13 protein-coding genes are annotated in these 17,197 nt (G+C 67.8%); 6 read left to right on the plus strand and 7 right to left on the minus strand.

Features of this window, described 5'->3' with window-relative positions; all coding sequences use genetic code 11:
• The first annotated feature begins 112 nt into the window (after positions 1 to 112).
• Positions 113 to 1,477 (plus strand): DUF222 domain-containing protein, encoded by a 1,365-nt coding sequence (locus tag ABLG96_RS06175; RefSeq protein WP_353650507.1) that lies wholly within the window; start codon positions 113 to 115, stop codon positions 1,475 to 1,477.
• 12 nt (positions 1,478 to 1,489) lie between these two features.
• Here the strand turns inward: ABLG96_RS06175 and ABLG96_RS06180 are convergent, their stop codons facing one another.
• The 6 genes from ABLG96_RS06180 to ABLG96_RS06205 form a co-directional block, all read right to left on the minus strand.
• Positions 1,490 to 3,001, minus strand: a complete 1,512-nt coding sequence (locus ABLG96_RS06180) for a mannitol dehydrogenase family protein (RefSeq protein ID WP_353650508.1) — start codon at positions 2,999 to 3,001, stop codon at positions 1,490 to 1,492.
• Positions 2,998 to 3,897: a carbohydrate ABC transporter permease gene (locus ABLG96_RS06185; RefSeq protein WP_353650509.1), complete on the minus strand. Its 900-nt coding sequence runs from the start codon at positions 3,895 to 3,897 to the stop codon at positions 2,998 to 3,000. The genes ABLG96_RS06180 and ABLG96_RS06185 overlap by 4 nt, the downstream gene beginning before the upstream one ends.
• On the minus strand, positions 3,894 to 4,880 hold the full coding sequence (locus ABLG96_RS06190; protein WP_353650510.1) for a sugar ABC transporter permease: 987 nt from the start codon (positions 4,878 to 4,880) through the stop codon (positions 3,894 to 3,896). Before ABLG96_RS06190 ends, ABLG96_RS06185 begins: the two co-directional genes overlap by 4 nt.
• Positions 4,881 to 5,061: 181 nt before the next feature.
• Positions 5,062 to 6,621, minus strand: coding sequence for a sugar ABC transporter substrate-binding protein (locus tag ABLG96_RS06195; protein ID WP_353650511.1), 1,560 nt, complete (start codon positions 6,619 to 6,621; stop codon positions 5,062 to 5,064).
• Between the two features lie 109 nt (positions 6,622 to 6,730).
• Positions 6,731 to 7,501, minus strand: coding sequence for a DeoR/GlpR family DNA-binding transcription regulator (locus ABLG96_RS06200; protein ID WP_353650512.1), 771 nt, complete (start codon positions 7,499 to 7,501; stop codon positions 6,731 to 6,733).
• A gap of 317 nt (positions 7,502 to 7,818) precedes the next feature.
• Positions 7,819 to 8,754 (minus strand): peptidase inhibitor family I36 protein, encoded by a 936-nt coding sequence (locus ABLG96_RS06205; RefSeq protein WP_353650513.1) that lies wholly within the window; start codon positions 8,752 to 8,754, stop codon positions 7,819 to 7,821.
• Between the two features lie 436 nt (positions 8,755 to 9,190).
• On the opposite strand from ABLG96_RS06205, the gene rpsL reads away from it, so the two are divergent.
• The 4 genes from rpsL to tuf all read left to right on the plus strand — a co-directional run bounded on the left by rpsL (position 9,191) and on the right by tuf (position 13,668).
• Complete coding sequence (rpsL, locus tag ABLG96_RS06210) at positions 9,191 to 9,565, plus strand: 30S ribosomal protein S12 (RefSeq protein ID WP_353650514.1); 375 nt, start codon at positions 9,191 to 9,193, stop codon at positions 9,563 to 9,565.
• 1 nt (position 9,566) lies between these two features.
• The gene (gene rpsG / locus ABLG96_RS06215) at positions 9,567 to 10,037 is read left to right on the plus strand and encodes a 30S ribosomal protein S7 (RefSeq protein WP_353650515.1); all 471 of its coding nucleotides are present in this window, start codon (positions 9,567 to 9,569) and stop codon (positions 10,035 to 10,037) included.
• 60 nt (positions 10,038 to 10,097) lie between these two features.
• Positions 10,098 to 12,200 carry an elongation factor G gene (fusA, locus tag ABLG96_RS06220; protein WP_353651398.1) on the plus strand — a complete coding sequence of 701 codons (2,103 nt, stop codon included), beginning with the start codon at positions 10,098 to 10,100 and terminating at the stop codon, positions 12,198 to 12,200.
• 277 nt (positions 12,201 to 12,477) lie between these two features.
• Positions 12,478 to 13,668, plus strand: a complete 1,191-nt coding sequence (gene tuf, locus ABLG96_RS06225; RefSeq protein ID WP_353650516.1) for an elongation factor Tu — start codon at positions 12,478 to 12,480, stop codon at positions 13,666 to 13,668.
• Between the two features lie 189 nt (positions 13,669 to 13,857).
• On the opposite strand, the gene ABLG96_RS06230 is transcribed toward tuf, so the two are convergent.
• The gene (locus ABLG96_RS06230) at positions 13,858 to 14,838 is read right to left on the minus strand and encodes a hypothetical protein (RefSeq protein ID WP_353650517.1); all 981 of its coding nucleotides are present in this window, start codon (positions 14,836 to 14,838) and stop codon (positions 13,858 to 13,860) included.
• 262 nt (positions 14,839 to 15,100) lie between these two features.
• On the opposite strand from ABLG96_RS06230, the gene ABLG96_RS06235 reads away from it, so the two are divergent.
• Positions 15,101 to 17,167, plus strand: a complete 2,067-nt coding sequence (locus tag ABLG96_RS06235; protein WP_353650518.1) for a glycosyltransferase — start codon at positions 15,101 to 15,103, stop codon at positions 17,165 to 17,167.
• Positions 17,168 to 17,197 lie beyond the last annotated feature (30 nt).

Consider the following 17,197-nt stretch of genomic DNA (forward strand, 5'->3'; position numbering starts at 1 on the left):
CCCAGAGCCCCTCCGTTCGGCACCGAGCTCACTCGATCGGTTGTTCACACCCCTTCGTTCTTCACCCGACCGGCGGTGTGGATCACTGGAACACCTGTTCGATAATAGACCCATGCCAGCAACGATTCCGCCTCTGTGGCTCGACGAGAACCTCGTCGACGCCGCAGACATGGACGAGCTGCAGCAGGTCGATGAGTTTTTGGAGGACCGGTGGATCCGTCTCGTCACCGACGATCTGCAAGGCCAACTTCTCGACCTGGGGCCGGCGTCCACCCAGGCTGAGAGCATCGACCGGATCGCCTCCCTGCAGCGACTGATCGCGACCGCATCCTCCGTCCTGGCCGCGGAAGAGGTCGCGTTCGCCTCCGCCGAGAAGCAGCGTCAACTCGACGCCGGGGTGAAACCGCGGGATCTGGGTCGCGGGACCGCGGAACAGCTCGGCTTCGCGCGCCGCATGTCGCCGGCCGCGGCTGCCCGCCATCTGGGTTTTGCTGTCGCCCTGCACGAGCGGCTGCCGCAGATCGCGAACCAGTTCCGGGGTGGAGACATCTCCGAGGCGCAAGCCAGGATCGCGGTGACCCGCACCTCGCACCTGTCCGACACCGATGCGGTGCTGGTGGATGCGGGGATCGCGCCCCGGATGTCGGGATGGAACCTCGCCGCCACCGAGAAGGCCATCGACCACGCCTGTTACGAACTGGATCCACACGGGTTCGTCGACCGCGCCCGGCACGCTTCGACGGAGCGCCGCGTGTGGGTGCGGCCGGCATCCGACTCGATGTGCATCGTGTCCGCGCTGCTCCCCGTCGCTGAAGGGGTCGCCGTCTACGCGAACCTGCGCAGGGCCGCCGAAACACTGATCGGCACCGGTGAATCGGGTCTCGACCCAGTGACGGAGAAGCCGAAAACGTTGGGCCAGACCATGGCGGACCTGCTCGTGACCCGCTGCACCGGACAGGTCACTGCAGCGGCGGTTCCCGTCGAGATCCGCATCACCATCGGCCTGGACACGTTGCTGGGCGACGGATCCACCCCAGCCCAACTCGACGGCCACGGCCCCATCCCCGCCGGCGTCGCCCGCGCCATCGCCGGCAACCCGGAAGCGGAGTCGTGGGTGCGCAGGCTGTTCACCGAACCCGTCTCGAGATCACCCGTCGAGCTGGACGAACGCCGCCGGGACTTCCCGGACCATCTGAAGACCGTGATCGCCGCCCGCGACCGGCACTGCCGCCAGCCCTACTGCTCAGCCCCGATCCGGCACACCGACCACATCACACCCTGGTCCCGCGGCGGCTCGACCACCTACGCCAACGGCCAAGGCCTGTGCGCCCGCGGCAATCTGTCGAAGGACGTCCCCGGCTGGCACCACCACCGCAGCAAGAGCGGCGCCGTCACCATCACCACCCCCACCGGCCACTGCTACACCACCACACCACCGCAAGCGCTGGGGCTGCCCGCAGTCACCCTGCGGGAGTAGACCTGACCGCCATCACTGTGCGGCGGTAGCGATTCCGGTCAGCGCCCGCAGCGTTGCTGCAGCTCCGCGGGTGTGCAGCAGCTCGAGCGCGGCGAGGTAGGGCTCGGTGAACAGGGGCTGGTCGGCGAGATCACCGAACAGGTCCTGGTTCCGGACGAAGGCGAGCGGATCCCCACCGTCCTGGAGCTGGGCGAGGGCGGCGGCGTGACGTTCGTCGGCGATCCGGTCGACGATCTCGATCGGTGCGCCCTGTTCGTCGGTGCCTTCGGCGTACCGCGCCCAGGCCGCACAGATCGCGGCGGACAGCGGGACGGGCCGTGCGGCCGCGATGTTCTCGCGGATGACCGGCACGAGCCATTTGGGGATCCGGTCGCTGGACTCGGCGGCCAGCCGGGCGACGGTGTCCCGCACGTGGGCGTTGGAGAACCGTTCGATCAGCTCGTGGCGGTAGGCATCCAGGTCGATCCCGGGCACCGGCGCCAGGGTGGGCGTCGCCTCGTCCTGCATGTACGCCAACAGGAACCGCCGCATCGCCGGATCCTGGGCGGCATCGTGCACCAGGCGGTACCCGGCCAGATGGCCCAGGTAGGCGATGCCCTGGTGGGAGGCGTTGAGCAGGCGGAGCTTCATCAGCTCGTACGGTTCGACGTGGTCGACGACCTGGGCGCCGACGGTGTCCCACGCCGGCCGGCCGGCGGGGAAGTCGTCCTGCAGCACCCACTGGGTGAACGGTTCGCACACGACGGGCCAGGCGTCGGTGATGCCGAACTTCTCGGCGACCATCGCGCGGTCCTCGTCGGTCGTCACCGGGGTGATGCGGTCGACCATGCAGTTCGGGAAGCTGACACAGTTGCCGACCCACCTGCCGAGCTCGGCGTCCTTCAAGGTCGCGAACTCGGTGAATGCCCGCGCAGCCAGGTCGCCGTTGCCCTGCAGGTTGTCGCACGAAAGCACGGTGAACGGTTCGATCCCGCGCTCGCGTCGTCGCCGCAGCCCCTCGGTGATCAGGCCGAACACGGTGCCGGGCACGGCTTCCGGCTGCAGATCGGCGGCGATCGCCGGTGGTGCCGGGTCGAAGTCGCCGGTGACCTGGTTGATGGAGTAGCCGCCCTCGGTGACGGTGAGCGAGACAATCCTGGTGCTGGGTGCGGCCAGCAGCTCGAGGACCGCCTCCGGGTCGTCCGGCGCGTACAGGTACTGCACGATCGACCCGATCACCTGGGCGTCCAGGGCGCCATCGGGCGACTTCGTCACCAGCGTGTAGAGACCGTCCTGGGCATCCAGCGCCTGCTGCATCCGGCGGTCGCCGGGCATCACACCGACCCCGCAGATCCCCCAGTCACGCTCACCGGCGGCGAGCAGGGCGTCGGTGTACATGGCCTGGTGGGCGCGATGGAACCCGCCGACCCCGAAGTGCACGATCCCCACCGACACCGCTGCGCGGTCGTAGGTCGGGATTCGAACAGAGCCCGAGATCTGTTGCAGCGCAGCACCGGTGAGCGGAAGAACGTCGGGGTGCGTCACTTGACAGCGCCGAGTGACAGCCCTTGGACGAGCTTGTCCTGGGCGGCGAACCCGGCGATCAGCACCGGCAGCGAGATGCAGATCGAGGCCGCCGACATGGTGGCCAGGAACGGGTTCCGCGGATCGAACAGGCTCGGCAGGAATGTCGGCAGGGTCTGGGCGTCGATGCTGGAGGTGAGCAGCTGTGCCAGCAGCAGTTCGTTCCAGGAGAAGATGAAGCAGATCAGGGACGTCGCGGCGATGCCGGGTGCCGCGATCGGAGCGACCACCCTGGTCAGGGTCTTCATCAGGCCGGCGCCGTCGAGCGAGGCTGCCTCGAACAGGGCAGGCGGGATGTCGGCCAGGAACGAGCGCATCATCCAGACCGCGATGGGCAGGTTCATCCCGGCGTACAGGATCACCAGGAACCAGATGTTGTTCAGCATGCCGATGCTCTTGGCGATGACGAACAGCGGCACCAGCGCCGCGGCGATCGGCAGGAACTTGGTCGACAGGAAGAAGAACATCACGTCGGTCCATTTGCGGACAGGCTTCACCGACAGCGCATAGGCGGTGGGGATCGCGACGATCACCACGATCGCGGTCGAGATCACCGAGGCCATCACCGAGTTGATGATGTACGGCCAGGTGCTCTGGCCGGTCTTGGAGCCGAAGAACGCCTGGTAGCCCTCAAGCGACAGCGGCTCGAACAGGCCGGGGGTGTTGAGGGTGGCCGTCTGGTTCTTGTGGAAGCTCACCAGCAGCATGAAGAACAGCGGGGCGACGAAGATCAGCCCGATCACCCAGGTGAGGACGGTGAGCAGGGACGCGCCCACCTTGGTGCTGCGCGGCGCCCCGGCAGGGGTAGGGCGGTGGGCGGCGGTGGCGCTGCCGGCAGCAGGAACGGTGGTGGTCATCGCGCGTTCTCCTCCTTGAACAGGCTGGACACGGTGCGCAGGGCGAAGGTCGCCACGATGATGGTCAGGACCACGACGACGACTCCCTGCGCTGAGGCGAGGCCGTAGTCGCTGTCGGCCTGGATGGTCCGGAAGATCAGGTACGGCAGGTTCTGGGTCTGCGGGTTGAGTGGTGTCAGGGTGAACACCGCGTCGAAGTTCTGGATGATGTAGATCGCGCCGAGCAGACCGGCGAGCTCCAAGTACTGCTGCATGTGCGGCAGCGTCAGATTGCGGAACACCTGCCACGGCGTCGCGCCGTCGACGGCGGCGGCCTCCAGGATGTCGCCGGGACGGGACTGCAGTCCGGCCAGCAGGATCAGCGTCATGAACGGCGTCCACTGCCACACCAGCGTGATGATCACCGTCAGCATCGGGTGCGACGAGGCGATCGAGATGGTGGCAGCGGCCGCATCCGGGTTGAACAGACGTTTCACCGAGGTGAGGATCCCGGCGAGCAGGCCGTTGCTGGCGTCGAAGACGCCGTAGCGGAAGAACGTCGCGGCGGCGACCGGCACGATGAGGAACGGGGCGATCATCATCGTCCGGACGGCGCCCCTGCCACGGAACTTCCGATTCAGCAACAGCGCGATGCAGAGTCCGAACACGAGCGAGATCAACACCACCGACACCGTCAGCACCACCGTGTGCCACAACGCAGAGAGGATCGCCTCGTCCTTGAACACCTGCTCGTAGTTGCGCAATGTCCAGCCGGAGATCCTGGGCCGGTCACCGTCCCAGCGGCGGAACGACAGCACGATCGTCACGATGAACGGCAGCTGGGTGACGATCACGGTGAACAGCAGGCCGGGCAACAGCGGCGCCCGGCGGACCCAGCCCTCGCGCTTGGCGCGGCGATTGACCTCGGCGGCGACCTTCTGCGAGGTCTGCTCGTGGCCGTGCACCTCCGACTGCCGGTCGGTCGGCGAAGTCGCAGTCGTCATGATCGACCTGTTCTTCTTCTCGGAGCGGGACCAGGAGGGCGGGGGACGTCGCGATGGGGCGACGCCCCCGCCCGAACCTGATGGGGGACAAGCACTGTGGTGCGTTCCGGGTGCGGCGGTGCGTTCACCACCGCACCCGGACGGATGTCACGGACAGCTGGAGATCACTGGTGGACGGCTGTCACTTGTAGCCGCCGGCGACGTCCTGCGCCTTCTGCTCCGCCGTGGCCAGTGCGGAGTCGACGGTGCCGCTGCCGGCGAGCACCTGCGACAGCACCGAGGTGACGTCGTCACCCAGCGAGGTGAACTCCGGGATGTCGACGAACTGGATGCCGAGCGTCGGGCGCTCCTGCAGGCCGGGGCTGGCCGGGTTGGCTGCCTGCAGCGCGGTCAGGGTCGCCGGCGAGAACGCCGCGGCAGCCTTGGTGTAGTCCGGGTTGCTGTAGAGCGAGGCGCGCTTGCCCGACGGAGCCTTGGCCCAGCCGAGCTTCTCACCGACGAGGTTCTCGTACTGCGACGAGCTGGCCCACGAGATGAACTGCCACGCAGCATCCTGGTTCTTGGACGCCTTCTCCATGCCCCACGCCCAGGTGTACAGCCAGCCGGCCGACTTGGTCTTCTTCACGGGAGCCTGCACGTAGCCGATCTTGCCGGCGACCGGTGAGTCCTTCGCCTCGAGCGAGCCCGCTGCGGAGGTTGCGTCGTACCACATGGCGACCTTGCTCTGCAGCATGTTGTTGAGGCACTCGGTGAAGCCGGCCTGCGACGGGCTGACCTCGCCGTGCTCCTTGACCAGCTTCACGTAGAAGTTGACGGCTTCCTTGCTCTCCGGACTGTTGATCAGCACGTTCCAGTCCTTGTCGAACCAGGCGCCACCGAAGGTGTTGATCACGGTGGTGAGCGGAGCGCCGAGCTGACCCCAGCCGGGCAGGCCGCGCAGGCAGATGCCCTTCATGCCGGACTGCGCGCCGTCGACCTTGGCGGCGGCGTCAGCCACCTCGTCCCAGGTCGGGTTGTCCGACAGCTTGACCCCCTTGTCCGCGAAGACATCCTTGCGGTACATCAGGAACGACGACTCACCGTAGAACGGCTCGCCGTAGATCTTTCCGTCGGTCGACAGGGAGGTCGTCATGGCGGGGAACACGTCCGCCTGGTTGAACGAGGCGTCGTTCTTGGAGAAGTCGGTCAGATCTGCCAGCCAGTCGTTCTGCGACCAGATCGGGATCTCGAAGTTCGACAGCGTCGCGACGTCGTACTGACCGGCCTGGTTCTTGAACTCGATGGCGGCCTTGGCGCGCATGTCGTTCTCCGGCAGCACGGTGTAGTTGACCGTGATGCCGGTCTTGGCGGTGAAGTTGTCGGCGGTCAGCTTCTGCAGGTCGGTCATCTGCGGGTTGGCGACCATCAGCACGTTGATCGTCTTGCCGTCGGTCGCCGGGTTCTTGGTGGGTCCGGCGTCGGTGCCACCGCCGGAGCTGGTGGGCGCCGAGCTGGAGCCGGTTGCCGAACCGGTTGCGGAACCGGTTGCGGATCCGGTTGCGGATCCGGTCTCGGAGGGGGTCGAGGCGGGCGTGGAGACCGCGAAACCGTTGCTGGTGCTGCTGGGGGCTGCGCCGCCGGTGGTCGCTGCCGGATCGGCGGTGGTCGTGTCGCTGCCGCAGGCGGCCAGCAGCAACATGCCGGCGCAACCGGCGGCGACGAGCATGGAGCTCGTCCTGCGGGTGGTGCGGGTGCTCTTCATCGAGTCCGTTCCTTCCAGAAAGGGTGGTGGGGTGAAGCGGTGGGTGGGTGGGTGTGTGGTGGACCGGTCGGACTGCCTGGGGGACAGTGACTTCCAGCTGGACCGGGCATCAGGTACGCAGCACCTGGGTGCCGGCCGCCGCATAGCGCTGGGCCTCGTGCGCGTTCAGGCCGGCGTCGGTGATCAGCAGTTCGAAATCCGCCAGGTCGGCGAACCGAATGAAGCTGCTGACCGAGAACTTGGTGTTGATGCCGACGAAGATGCGCCGGCGAGCAGCAGCGACCGCCGCACGTTTCACGGCCGCGACCGCCGGATCGGGGGTGGTGAGGCCGTGCGTTCGGGACACCCCGTTGGCCCCGAGGTAGGCGATGTCGACCCGGAGATCGGCCAGCATCGCGGTGGCCCAGTGGTCGACCGTGCCGAGCGTGCGACCACGGATGCGGCCGCCCAGCATGATCGTGGTGTGTGCAGGATTGGCCGCCAGGATGGCGGCCGAGGTGAGCGACGAGGTGACGAAGGTGAGCGGTCGGTCCGAGGCGACGAGCTCCTCGGCGACCAGCTGCGGAGTGAAGCCCTCGTCGATGAAGACGGTCTCGGCATCGCCCAGGTGCTCGGCAGCCGCGACCGCAATACGCCGTTTCTCCTGCGGCCGGGACTCCGCCCGCAGCAGGATCGAAGTCTCGTAGCCGGCGCTCTCCACGGGTTGGGCGCCCCCGTGCACCCGGCGGATCAGCCCGTGGTTCTCCAACCGGGACAGATCACGGCGGATCGTCTCGCTGGCCACCCCGAGATCGTCGGCCAGGTCGGTGACGTCGACCCTGCCCTCGGTCCTGGCCCGATCGAGGATCGCGCGACGACGCAGTTCGCTGGTGGACGGCACGCGATCCCTCCTCGCTGAGGTAATTCATCTCATGTGCCCCGACTTCCGGGGCGTCCTGTGAACCAAACCACTCCGGCGTCACCCGGTCGAGTGCGATCCGGGTACCTGGATTGCCCGAGTTCTGCCCGTTGTGGGTCCCGAGTAATCGTGATCTCTGCGTGGAGACCGCCGCCAGACTGCCCGTTTGCCACCAGAAGCGTGTGGATTCGCTGCCCGGAGTGCCCGAAGCGGACGAGACCCGGACGCCCGTCGGCGACCGATGTGGGTCGTCGACAGGCGTCCGGGCCTCGTGGTGGGGAGGGGGGGCGTGAGGTGGATCAGCCCGTGTAGGGCTGCACCGACGCCTGGTACTGGTTGTAGAGCGAGATCGCCGTGGAGGCCTGGGCCTGGTAGCGATCGGGGTAGGCAGAGCGCTGCACCTTCTGCGCGGCGGCGCCGATGGAGTAGCTGTTGTAGTCGAAGTCCTTCAGGCCAGGGTTGCTGGTGTGGCTGGCCACGCCGTAGAAGGCCTTGGTCGCCAGGAACTTGTTGCGCACCTGCGAGTAGGTTCCCCAGCCGCTGGCCGGGCGCTGCTGGAACAGGCCACCGGAGTCGGCATCGGTGATGACGTAGCGGTTGTAGGCCCACGACTCCACGATGGTGGTGGCGATCGCGGTCTGGATGCCCTTTGCGCTGATCCCGTAGCCCTTGCCGACGGCGATGATGAACTTGATGTTTGCCGCCTGGTAGGCCGTCACGCTCCCCGCGGAGAAGCCGGACCGGTTCTCCTCACGGACGATGAACGCCTGCGTCCAGGTGCCGTCGTCGGCCGCGAACAGGTGCGAGGCGTTCTCGTTCTTGAGTCCGGTCACCAGGTTGGCGTCGGCGCCGGATGCGATCGTCTGACTCTGGCCGCCGTAGCCACTGTTGAAGTAGACGGTCACCTTCCCGCCGGTGCGGTTGCGCACCGAGGCGGCATGGTTCTTGACGCAGACGCCCTGACCGGCGCCGCTCGACTTGAAGTCGTAGCAGGAGGGCTGGGTCGCGCCGAGGTCCGGGACGGAGCTGCTGAAGTCGGACACCGAACCTGCGTTGTCGGAGTTGTAGTAGTAGCAGAACTCACCCGACTCGCAGACCCCGTTGCGAGCGGTGGCCGCCTGGGCGGGAGCAGCGGTGATCACCGGCATCAACAGGCCGGCAGCGAGGGCGCCGAGCAGTCCGGCCACCCGGCGGCGAGATCGGGAACGGGAGGTCGGAGCGAGGGTCTCGGTCATGGTGCGGAGCCTTCCTGTAGGTGAATCACCGACTGGCTGCACAGAACGTAAGTTGTTCACACGATCCGCGCGCGGTGGATGGCCCATCAGGGGAGAACTGCCCATCGGCATCGGGGGCGTATGCTGGAACGCGAGTACCCAGCGCTGTGATCCGATCTGCCGCCGGAACGAGTATTGCTCGTCGTCCGGGGTGCGGGGATCGGATCGGCGGTCCAGCTCCACCAGGGCCGTCCAGCTCGTAGTTCGTCATCAGGAAGGTTCGCCGATTCGCCCCGTAGGGGGAGGGTCGAGTACCTTCCGACGCGACCTGCACACGCTGGGTCATTGTCGCGTGCGCAGGTTTCTGTGCGGCGGCGCGAGCAGCACCCCGCACGCCCCAGTACCGCACCACCGGAAAGCACATCCGCCCGGAAGACGAGGAAGAAGAAGCCGGCACATGCCCACGATTCAGCAGTTGGTCCGCAAGGGCCGCACCGACAAGGTCACCAAGACCAAGACCCCGGCGCTCAAGGGTTCGCCCCAGCGCCGTGGCGTCTGCACCCGCGTGTACACGACCACCCCGAAGAAGCCGAACTCGGCTCTGCGCAAGGTCGCACGCGTCAAGCTGACCAGCCAGATCGAAGTCACCGCCTACATCCCCGGTGAGGGCCACAACCTCCAGGAGCACTCGATCGTGCTCGTGCGTGGCGGTCGGGTGAAGGACCTCCCCGGCGTCCGTTACAAGATCATCCGCGGATCCCTCGACACCCAGGGTGTCAAGGGCCGCAAGCAGGCTCGTAGCCGGTACGGCGCGAAGAAGGAGAAGAGCTGACATGCCCCGTAAGGGTCCTGCACCGAAGCGGCCGCTCGTCGCCGATCCGGTCTACAACTCCCCGCTGGTCACCCAGCTGGTGAACAAGGTTCTGCTCGACGGCAAGCGCAGCATTGCGCAGTCCATCGTGTACGGCGCTCTCGAGGGCTGCCGCGAGAAGACCGGTACCGATCCGGTCGTCACGCTCAAGCGCGCTCTGGACAACGTCAAGCCCGCGCTCGAGGTGAAGTCCCGCCGCGTCGGTGGCGCCACCTACCAGGTGCCGATCGAGGTCAAGGGACCTCGGCAGACCACCCTGGCGCTGCGCTGGCTGATCGGGTACTCGAAGGCTCGTCGCGAGAAGACGATGACCGAGCGCCTGATGAACGAACTGCTCGACGCCAGCAACGGCCTCGGCGCTTCGGTGAAGCGTCGCGAGGACACGCACAAGATGGCCGACTCCAACAAGGCCTTCGCGCACTACCGCTGGTAATCGCCCGGGTGGCGCTCCGGATCCGGAGCGCCACCCGAACACACATGAGAAATCGAGGAAATCGCAGTGGCTGACAAGGCCCTCGACAAGACGCGCAACATCGGCATCATGGCGCACATCGATGCCGGCAAGACGACCACCACCGAGCGCATCCTCTTCTACACCGGCATCACCTACAAGATCGGCGAGGTGCACGACGGCGCCGCGACGATGGACTGGATGGAGCAGGAGCAGGAGCGCGGTATCACCATCACCTCCGCTGCGACGAAGACGCAGTGGAAGGGGCACACGATCAACATCATCGACACCCCGGGTCACGTCGACTTCACCGTCGAGGTGGAGCGCAGCCTCCGCGTCCTCGACGGCGCGGTCGCGGTGTACGACGGTGTCGCCGGTGTCGAGCCGCAGACCGAGCAGGTCTGGCGGCAGGCCGAGAAGTACCACGTCCCGCGGATGTGCTTCGTCAACAAGCTCGACCGCACCGGAGCCAACTTCTTCCGCTGCGTCGACATGATGGTGGAGCGTCTCGGCGCAACCCCGGCCGTGCTGCAGCTGCCGATCGGTGCCGAGGGCGACTTCATCGGTGTGGTCGACCTGATGACGATGAAGGCCTTCACCTGGCGCGGCGAGACCGCGATCGGTGAGGACTACACGATCGAGGAGATCCCCGCGGACCTCCAGGAGCAGGCGGACGAGTACCGCACGAAGCTCGTCGAGGTCATCAGCGAGAACGACGACGAGGCCATGATGAGCTACCTCGAGGGTGACGAGCTCTCGGTGGCGGACCTCAAGGCAGCACTGCGTCGCAGCACGCTGGCGTCCAAGGTGAACCCTGTCGTCTGTGGTTCGGCGTTCAAGAACAAGGGCGTCCAGCCGATGCTGGACGCGGTCGTGGACTACCTGCCGTCGCCCCTGGACGTCGGCAACGTGCACGGCACCCTGCAGGACGAGGAGACCCCGGCCGAGCGTGCGCCGGAGGCTTCCGCCCCGTTCTCGGGCCTGGCGTTCAAGATCGCCACCGATCCGCACCTGGGCAAGCTGACCTTCGTCCGCATCTACTCCGGAACCCTGGAGACGGGCACCTCGGTGCTCAACTCCGTCAAGGACCGCAAGGAGCGGATCGGCAAGATCTACCAGATGCACGCCAACAAGCGTGAAGAGATCGGCAGCGTCTCGGCCGGCGACATCTGCGCCGTGATGGGTCTCAAGCAGACCACCACCGGCGAGACCTTGTGCGATCCCAACAACCCGATTGTGTTGGAGTCGATGTCGTTCCCGGATCCGGTCATCTCGGTCGCCATCGAGCCGAAGACCAAGGCCGACCAGGAGAAGCTGGGTACCGCGATCCAGAAGCTCGCCGAGGAGGACCCGACGTTCAAGGTCCAGAACGACGAGGAGACCGGCCAGACGGTCATCTCCGGCATGGGCGAGCTGCACCTGGACATCCTGGTGGACCGCATGCGTCGCGAGTTCCGCGTCGAGGCCAACATCGGCAAGCCGCAGGTGGCCTACCGCGAGACGATCCGCGGCACGGTCGAGCGGCTGGACTACGTGCACAAGAAGCAGACCGGTGGATCCGGGCAGTACGCCAAGATCCAGATCAAGGTCGAGCCGTTGGACCCGAAGGAGGCCGATGGCGCCACCTACGAGTTCGTCAACGCGGTCACCGGTGGTCGCATCCCGCGGGAGTACATCCCGTCGGTCGACGCCGGTGCACAGGACGCCCTGCAGTACGGCATCCTGGCCGGCTTCCCCATGCTGGGTGTCAAGCTCACCCTGATGGACGGCGGCTACCACGACGTCGACTCCTCCGAGATGGCGTTCAAGATCGCCGGCTCCATCGCGATGAAGGAAGCGGCCCGCAAGGCCAAGCCCGTCATCCTCGAGCCGCTGATGGCCGTCGAGGTCGTCACGCCCGAGGACAACATGGGCGACGTCATCGGCGACCTGAACTCCCGCCGTGGGCAGATCCAGGCCATGGACGAGCGGGCAGGCGCCCGCATCGTCAAGGCACTGGTTCCGTTGAGCGAGATGTTCGGCTACGTGGGCGACCTGCGGTCCAAGACCCAGGGTCGCGCGAGCTACTCCATGGTGTTCGACAGCTACGCGGAGGTCCCGGCCAACGTGGCCAAGGAGATCATCGCGAAGGCGACCGGCGAGTGAGCATCGTAGTGAGCGCCGGCGAGCGAGCAGCGGAGCTCGTCGGGAGCCGAGCAGTACGCTCGGCGAAGGCAACGGGCGAGTGACGTTCGCGGTGCCCGGCAGTTCACTGCCGGGCACCGCACCTCGCTCGGCAGCAGTATCCACAGACTTTGGCGGCCGGGACACCATTCCGGCGGCCATCGGGTCCGGTCCACCAGGACCGGTCCAGATCCACCCAAGGACGTCACCCGGTAGAGGTTGAGACCGCGGGGCGTTCCCAGTCCTGAGGAGGACCGCAGTGGGCAAGGCCAAGTTCGATCGCAGCAAGCCGCACGTCAACATCGGCACCATCGGTCACGTCGACCACGGCAAGACCACCCTGACCGCAGCCATCTCGAAGGTGCTCGCGGAGAAGTTCCCGGACGTCAACAAGGCGGCCGCGTTCGACGAGATCGACAAGGCGCCCGAAGAGCGTCAGCGCGGTATCACCATCAACATCTCGCACCAGGAGTACACGACCGCGAAGCGGCACTACGCGCACGTGGACGCCCCCGGTCACGCTGACTACATCAAGAACATGATCACCGGCGCGGCCCAGATGGACGGTGCCATCCTCGTGGTCGCCGCCACCGACGGCCCGATGCCGCAGACCAAGGAGCACGTGCTGCTCGCCCGTCAGGTCGGCGTGCCGTACATCCTCGTCGCCCTGAACAAGGCCGACATGGTCGACGACGAGGAGATCCTGGAGCTCGTCGAGCTCGAGGTCCGCGAACTGCTGGCCAGCCAGGACTTCGACGAGGACGCCCCGGTCATCCGCACCTCAGGCCTGAAGGCCCTCGAGGGCGACCCGGAGTGGACCAAGACCATCGAACAGCTGATGGACGCGGTCGACGAGTCGATCCCGGAGCCGGAGCGCGACATCGAGAAGGCATTCCTGATGCCGATCGAGGACGTCTTCACGATCACCGGTCGTGGCACCGTCGTCACCGGCAAGATCGAGCGCGGCATCCTCAATGTCAACGAGGAGGTCGAGGTCGTCGGCATCAAGCCGAAGTCCTTCAAGACCACTGTCACCGGCATCGAGATGTTCCGCAAGCTGCTCGACTCGGCGCGGGCGGGCGACAACGCCGGTCTGCTGCTGCGTGGCACCAAGCGCGACGAGGTCGAGCGTGGCCAGGTCGTCTGCAAGCCGGGTTCCATCACCCCGCACACCGAGTTCGAGGCCCAGGCCTACATCCTCGGCAAGGACGAAGGCGGCCGTCACACGCCGTTCTTCAACAACTACCGGCCGCAGTTCTTCTTCCGCACCACCGACGTCACCGGTGTCGTGAAGCTGCCGGAGGGCACCGAGATGGTGATGCCCGGAGACACCACCGAGATGGTCGTCGAGCTGATCCAGCCCGTCGCCATCGAGGAAGGCCTGCGCTTCGCGATCCGCGAGGGCGGTCGTACCGTCGGCGCCGGCTCGGTCACCAAGATCCTCAAGTGACCTGAGCTTCGCCTGAACCACCCGAAGGCCCCCGTCGACACTGTCGGCGGGGGCCTTCCGGCATCTCGCGGGGTGGCCATGGCCTCGGTACGCGCTGTGCAGATCAGTTCCAGTGGTGCGCCACCTTCCCGGTCGTGGCGAACCACGAGAACTGTTCTGCAGCGGGGGTTCGGGGGTCTGGAACGGGCCTCAGAACCGCACCGGCGGCGTCGTGCGGATCGAGCCGCGGAGGCCGAAGGCGGCCACCGGTCGCCGCCGGTTCCCACACGCTCGCAGGACGCGATCGGCGAAGGCCTGCGGCCGCGCCAGATCAGCCCAGATGACCCGGATCACCAGCCAGCCGCGCTCGGAGAGTCGTTCCTCCCTGCCCTTCTCGGCGAGGACGACGTCGCTGACGCTCTGTCCCGGACGGAGCAGCGATGTGTACTTGCTGCGGCCGTCGAACTCGAGCAGCACCCCGCACTCGGGGATCGCACCGTCGGTCCTGCCGACGAATGTCCCGCGCTCGTCGTGGATCTCGGGCTGCAGCTCGAGATGCGGGATCTCGGGGTGCGCAAGCGCCAGACGGGTCAACGTCTCTCCCGGACTCTCGGATCTGCCGTCCGCCAGCCTGAGGGCCCTGATCGCGCTCGGTCGGCCGGCGGTCGAGGGGTGCTCAGCCAGCACACGCCGCATGGAGGGACCGTCGATGAGACCGCGCTGCAGCGCGGCGTCGGCAGCCACCACCGTCGCCTGCAGGCTGTCGGTGCGTCCCATGTCGAACAGGGTCCTGGCGACGGTGGTCAGTTGCAGCCCGCCGATCGTCATCCGGTCGTGATCGGGCAGTCGGGAAACGTGGACCTTCTTCGCGGTCGTTGTGCGACTGCCGCCCGACCCCGGCCGGGTGAAGTGCACAGCGTGCGCTGCGGTGGCCAACAGCGGGAGCCCGTGCGCGGCTGCGGCAGAGCGGTGGCTGAGCACCAGCCCAGGAGATTGCAGGGCGGCAGCGCGGACGCGGACGACTTCGCGCGCGTTCTGGTCCAGGTCGACGAGGCGATCGGCGTCGAGGTACACACCACGCGCCATCCGGATGCGCCGGCCGGCATGCAGATCGGCCCGGATCTCGGCGTCCGTGACGCCGGCTGCGAGCAGTGCTGCACGTGCGGACGCCTGCGGCAAGGTCTTCGACATCGGACCAGGGTGACGCCACCGGCGCTGCTGCGCACCAGCGCTCAAGGCCGGTGTGGACAACCCGGGCGGGTGTGGACAACGCGTTCGCCCGGAATGTCCGTCTGCAGAACAGTTCTCGCGGTGCGCTACCTGCCCGGGACTAGCGGACCACGGGAACTGTTCTGCAGCGCGCGGAACCGTCCCGCACCGGCCGGGCAACGTGTCCGGAGCGGCGTGACACACTGCAGGGGTGTCGGGTCGTGGTCGGGTCGCGTTGGTCTCCATGCACACCTCCCCGGCGGACCCGCCCGGTCGGGGTGATGCCGGTGGGATGAACGTCCACCTCCAGGAGCTCTCGGCGGCGCTGGTCGCGCTGGGCTGGGAGGTCGACGTCCTCACCCGTCGGGTGGCAGCGGAACAGCAGGAGATCCGCGAGCTCGCCGGCGGCGCCCGGTTGATCGCGATCCCGGCCGGCCCCGCAGATCCGGTCGCCAAGACCGAACTCGCCACGCTGGTCGGTGAGTTCGCCAGTGCTGCAGGCGATCTCGCTCGGCGGCGGAGCTACGACGTCGTGCACTCCCACTACTGGCTCTCCGGCGTCGCCGGTCTTGCGATCGCCCGCGCGGCCGACGCGCCCCACGTGCTCAACCTGCACACCGTCGCCGCGATGAAGAACGCCGCCCTCGCCCCCGGTGACGCTCCCGAGCGCCCGGAGAGGCTGCGGTGGGAGGCCGATCTGGTGCGGGCCTCCGCGGTGACCGTCACGGGCACCCGCGCGGAACGCAGGACCATCGAATCCGCGTACGGAGCAGAACCGGAGCGGGTGCGGGTGATACCACCCGGCGTCGATCTGCGGGCCTTCTCGCCGCAGCGCTCAGGGGCAGTGGTGACGGAACTGGCCGCGGATCCCTCGATTCCGGCCGCCACCATCGACGTGCTGCGACGCGGTGGCCAGCTCGTCATGATCGCTCGGGTCCAGCCGCTCAAGGGACACGACATCGCAATCCGGGCTCTCGCCGCGATCGCACCGGAGCGGCGACCGCCGCTGGTGCTGGCGGGGGACACCAGCCCGGGACACCAGGACTTCCGGGATCGGTTGCAGGCGTGGGTGATCGAGCTCGGACTCGAGGATCTGGTGCACTTCCTGCCGGCCGTGTCCAGGCGCTCCGCTGCTGATCTGTTGGCCGGCGCAGCGGTGTTACTGGCGCCGTCACGGTCGGAGACGTTCGGCCTGATCACCCTGGAGGCGGCAGCGAGCGGGACACCGGTGATCGCGTCCCGGGTCGACGGCCTCGCCGAAGCAGTGGCCGAGGGCCGCTCGGGTGAACTCGTCGACGGGTTCGCGCCGGCCGACTGGGCGGGGCACATCGACGGGTTGCTGTCGGACCCCTCGCGGCTGCGCGCACTCGGGGAGTCCGCGCGGGAGTACGCCCATGGTTTCGGCTGGGACCGGGTGGCCGCCGCGACGGCCGAGGTCTATCAGTCCGTCATCGCGCGTCACCCCCTGACAGTTGCTCGTGACGGGGCGCAGCCCGACCCGACCCGCGGTCCGGCTCCTGACCCGACCTTCGGTCTGGTCGGCCGCCACGTGCTGTTCCTGCACGCGCATCCGGACGACGAGACGATCGCCACCGGCGGGACCATTGCCCGACTGCTGGCGGCCGGAACGACCGTCAGCGTGCTGACCGCGACCCGCGGCGAGTGCGGGGAGAGCGCGCCGGGAGCGGCGCCGGAGAACGCCGGTGCCGACGCACTGGTCGTCCTGCGGCTGCGTGAACTGGCCGGGGCACTGGCGGAGCTCGGTGTGCAGCAGCACTTCTGGCTCGGCACGCGGCCGGCGCGGGCCGGCAATGATCCCGACGGCGGCGAGCGTCGGTACAGCGATTCCGGGATGCAGTGGGCCCCCGACGGATGGGCGGTGCCGGCACCGGACGTCCCCGACACCGCGCTGAGTCTGGCCGACCCCGACGAGATCACCGCCGACGTGCTGGCGTTGATCCGGGCGATCGGACCGGAGCTGGTGGTGAGCTACGACGCGCGCGGTGGCTACGGCCACCCGGACCACGTGAGCCTGCACCGGGCCGGGCGGGCGGCCGCCGCACTGGCCGGGGTCGGATTCGCGGAGTGCCTGCCCGGGCCGCCGGAGCATCGGGACGGCACGGTCGAAGACCCGTCAGACGGCACCGCCGGTGAGGTGGTCGCGGTGGATGTCCGGGCGCACCGCGCGCAGGTGGTCCGGGCGTTGCGCTGGTACCGCAGCCAGCTGATCGAGGTGGCCGACGACCACATCGTGCACGTGGGCGGGCAGCGGCAGCAGCTGCCGTCGGTGGAGTACTTCCGCATCCGGTGACCCGGGCAGCTGCGACCGGCGACGCTGGAC

The sequence above is a fragment of the Nakamurella sp. A5-74 genome (assembly GCF_040438885.1).
Taxonomy (GTDB): domain Bacteria; phylum Actinomycetota; class Actinomycetes; order Mycobacteriales; family Nakamurellaceae; genus Nakamurella.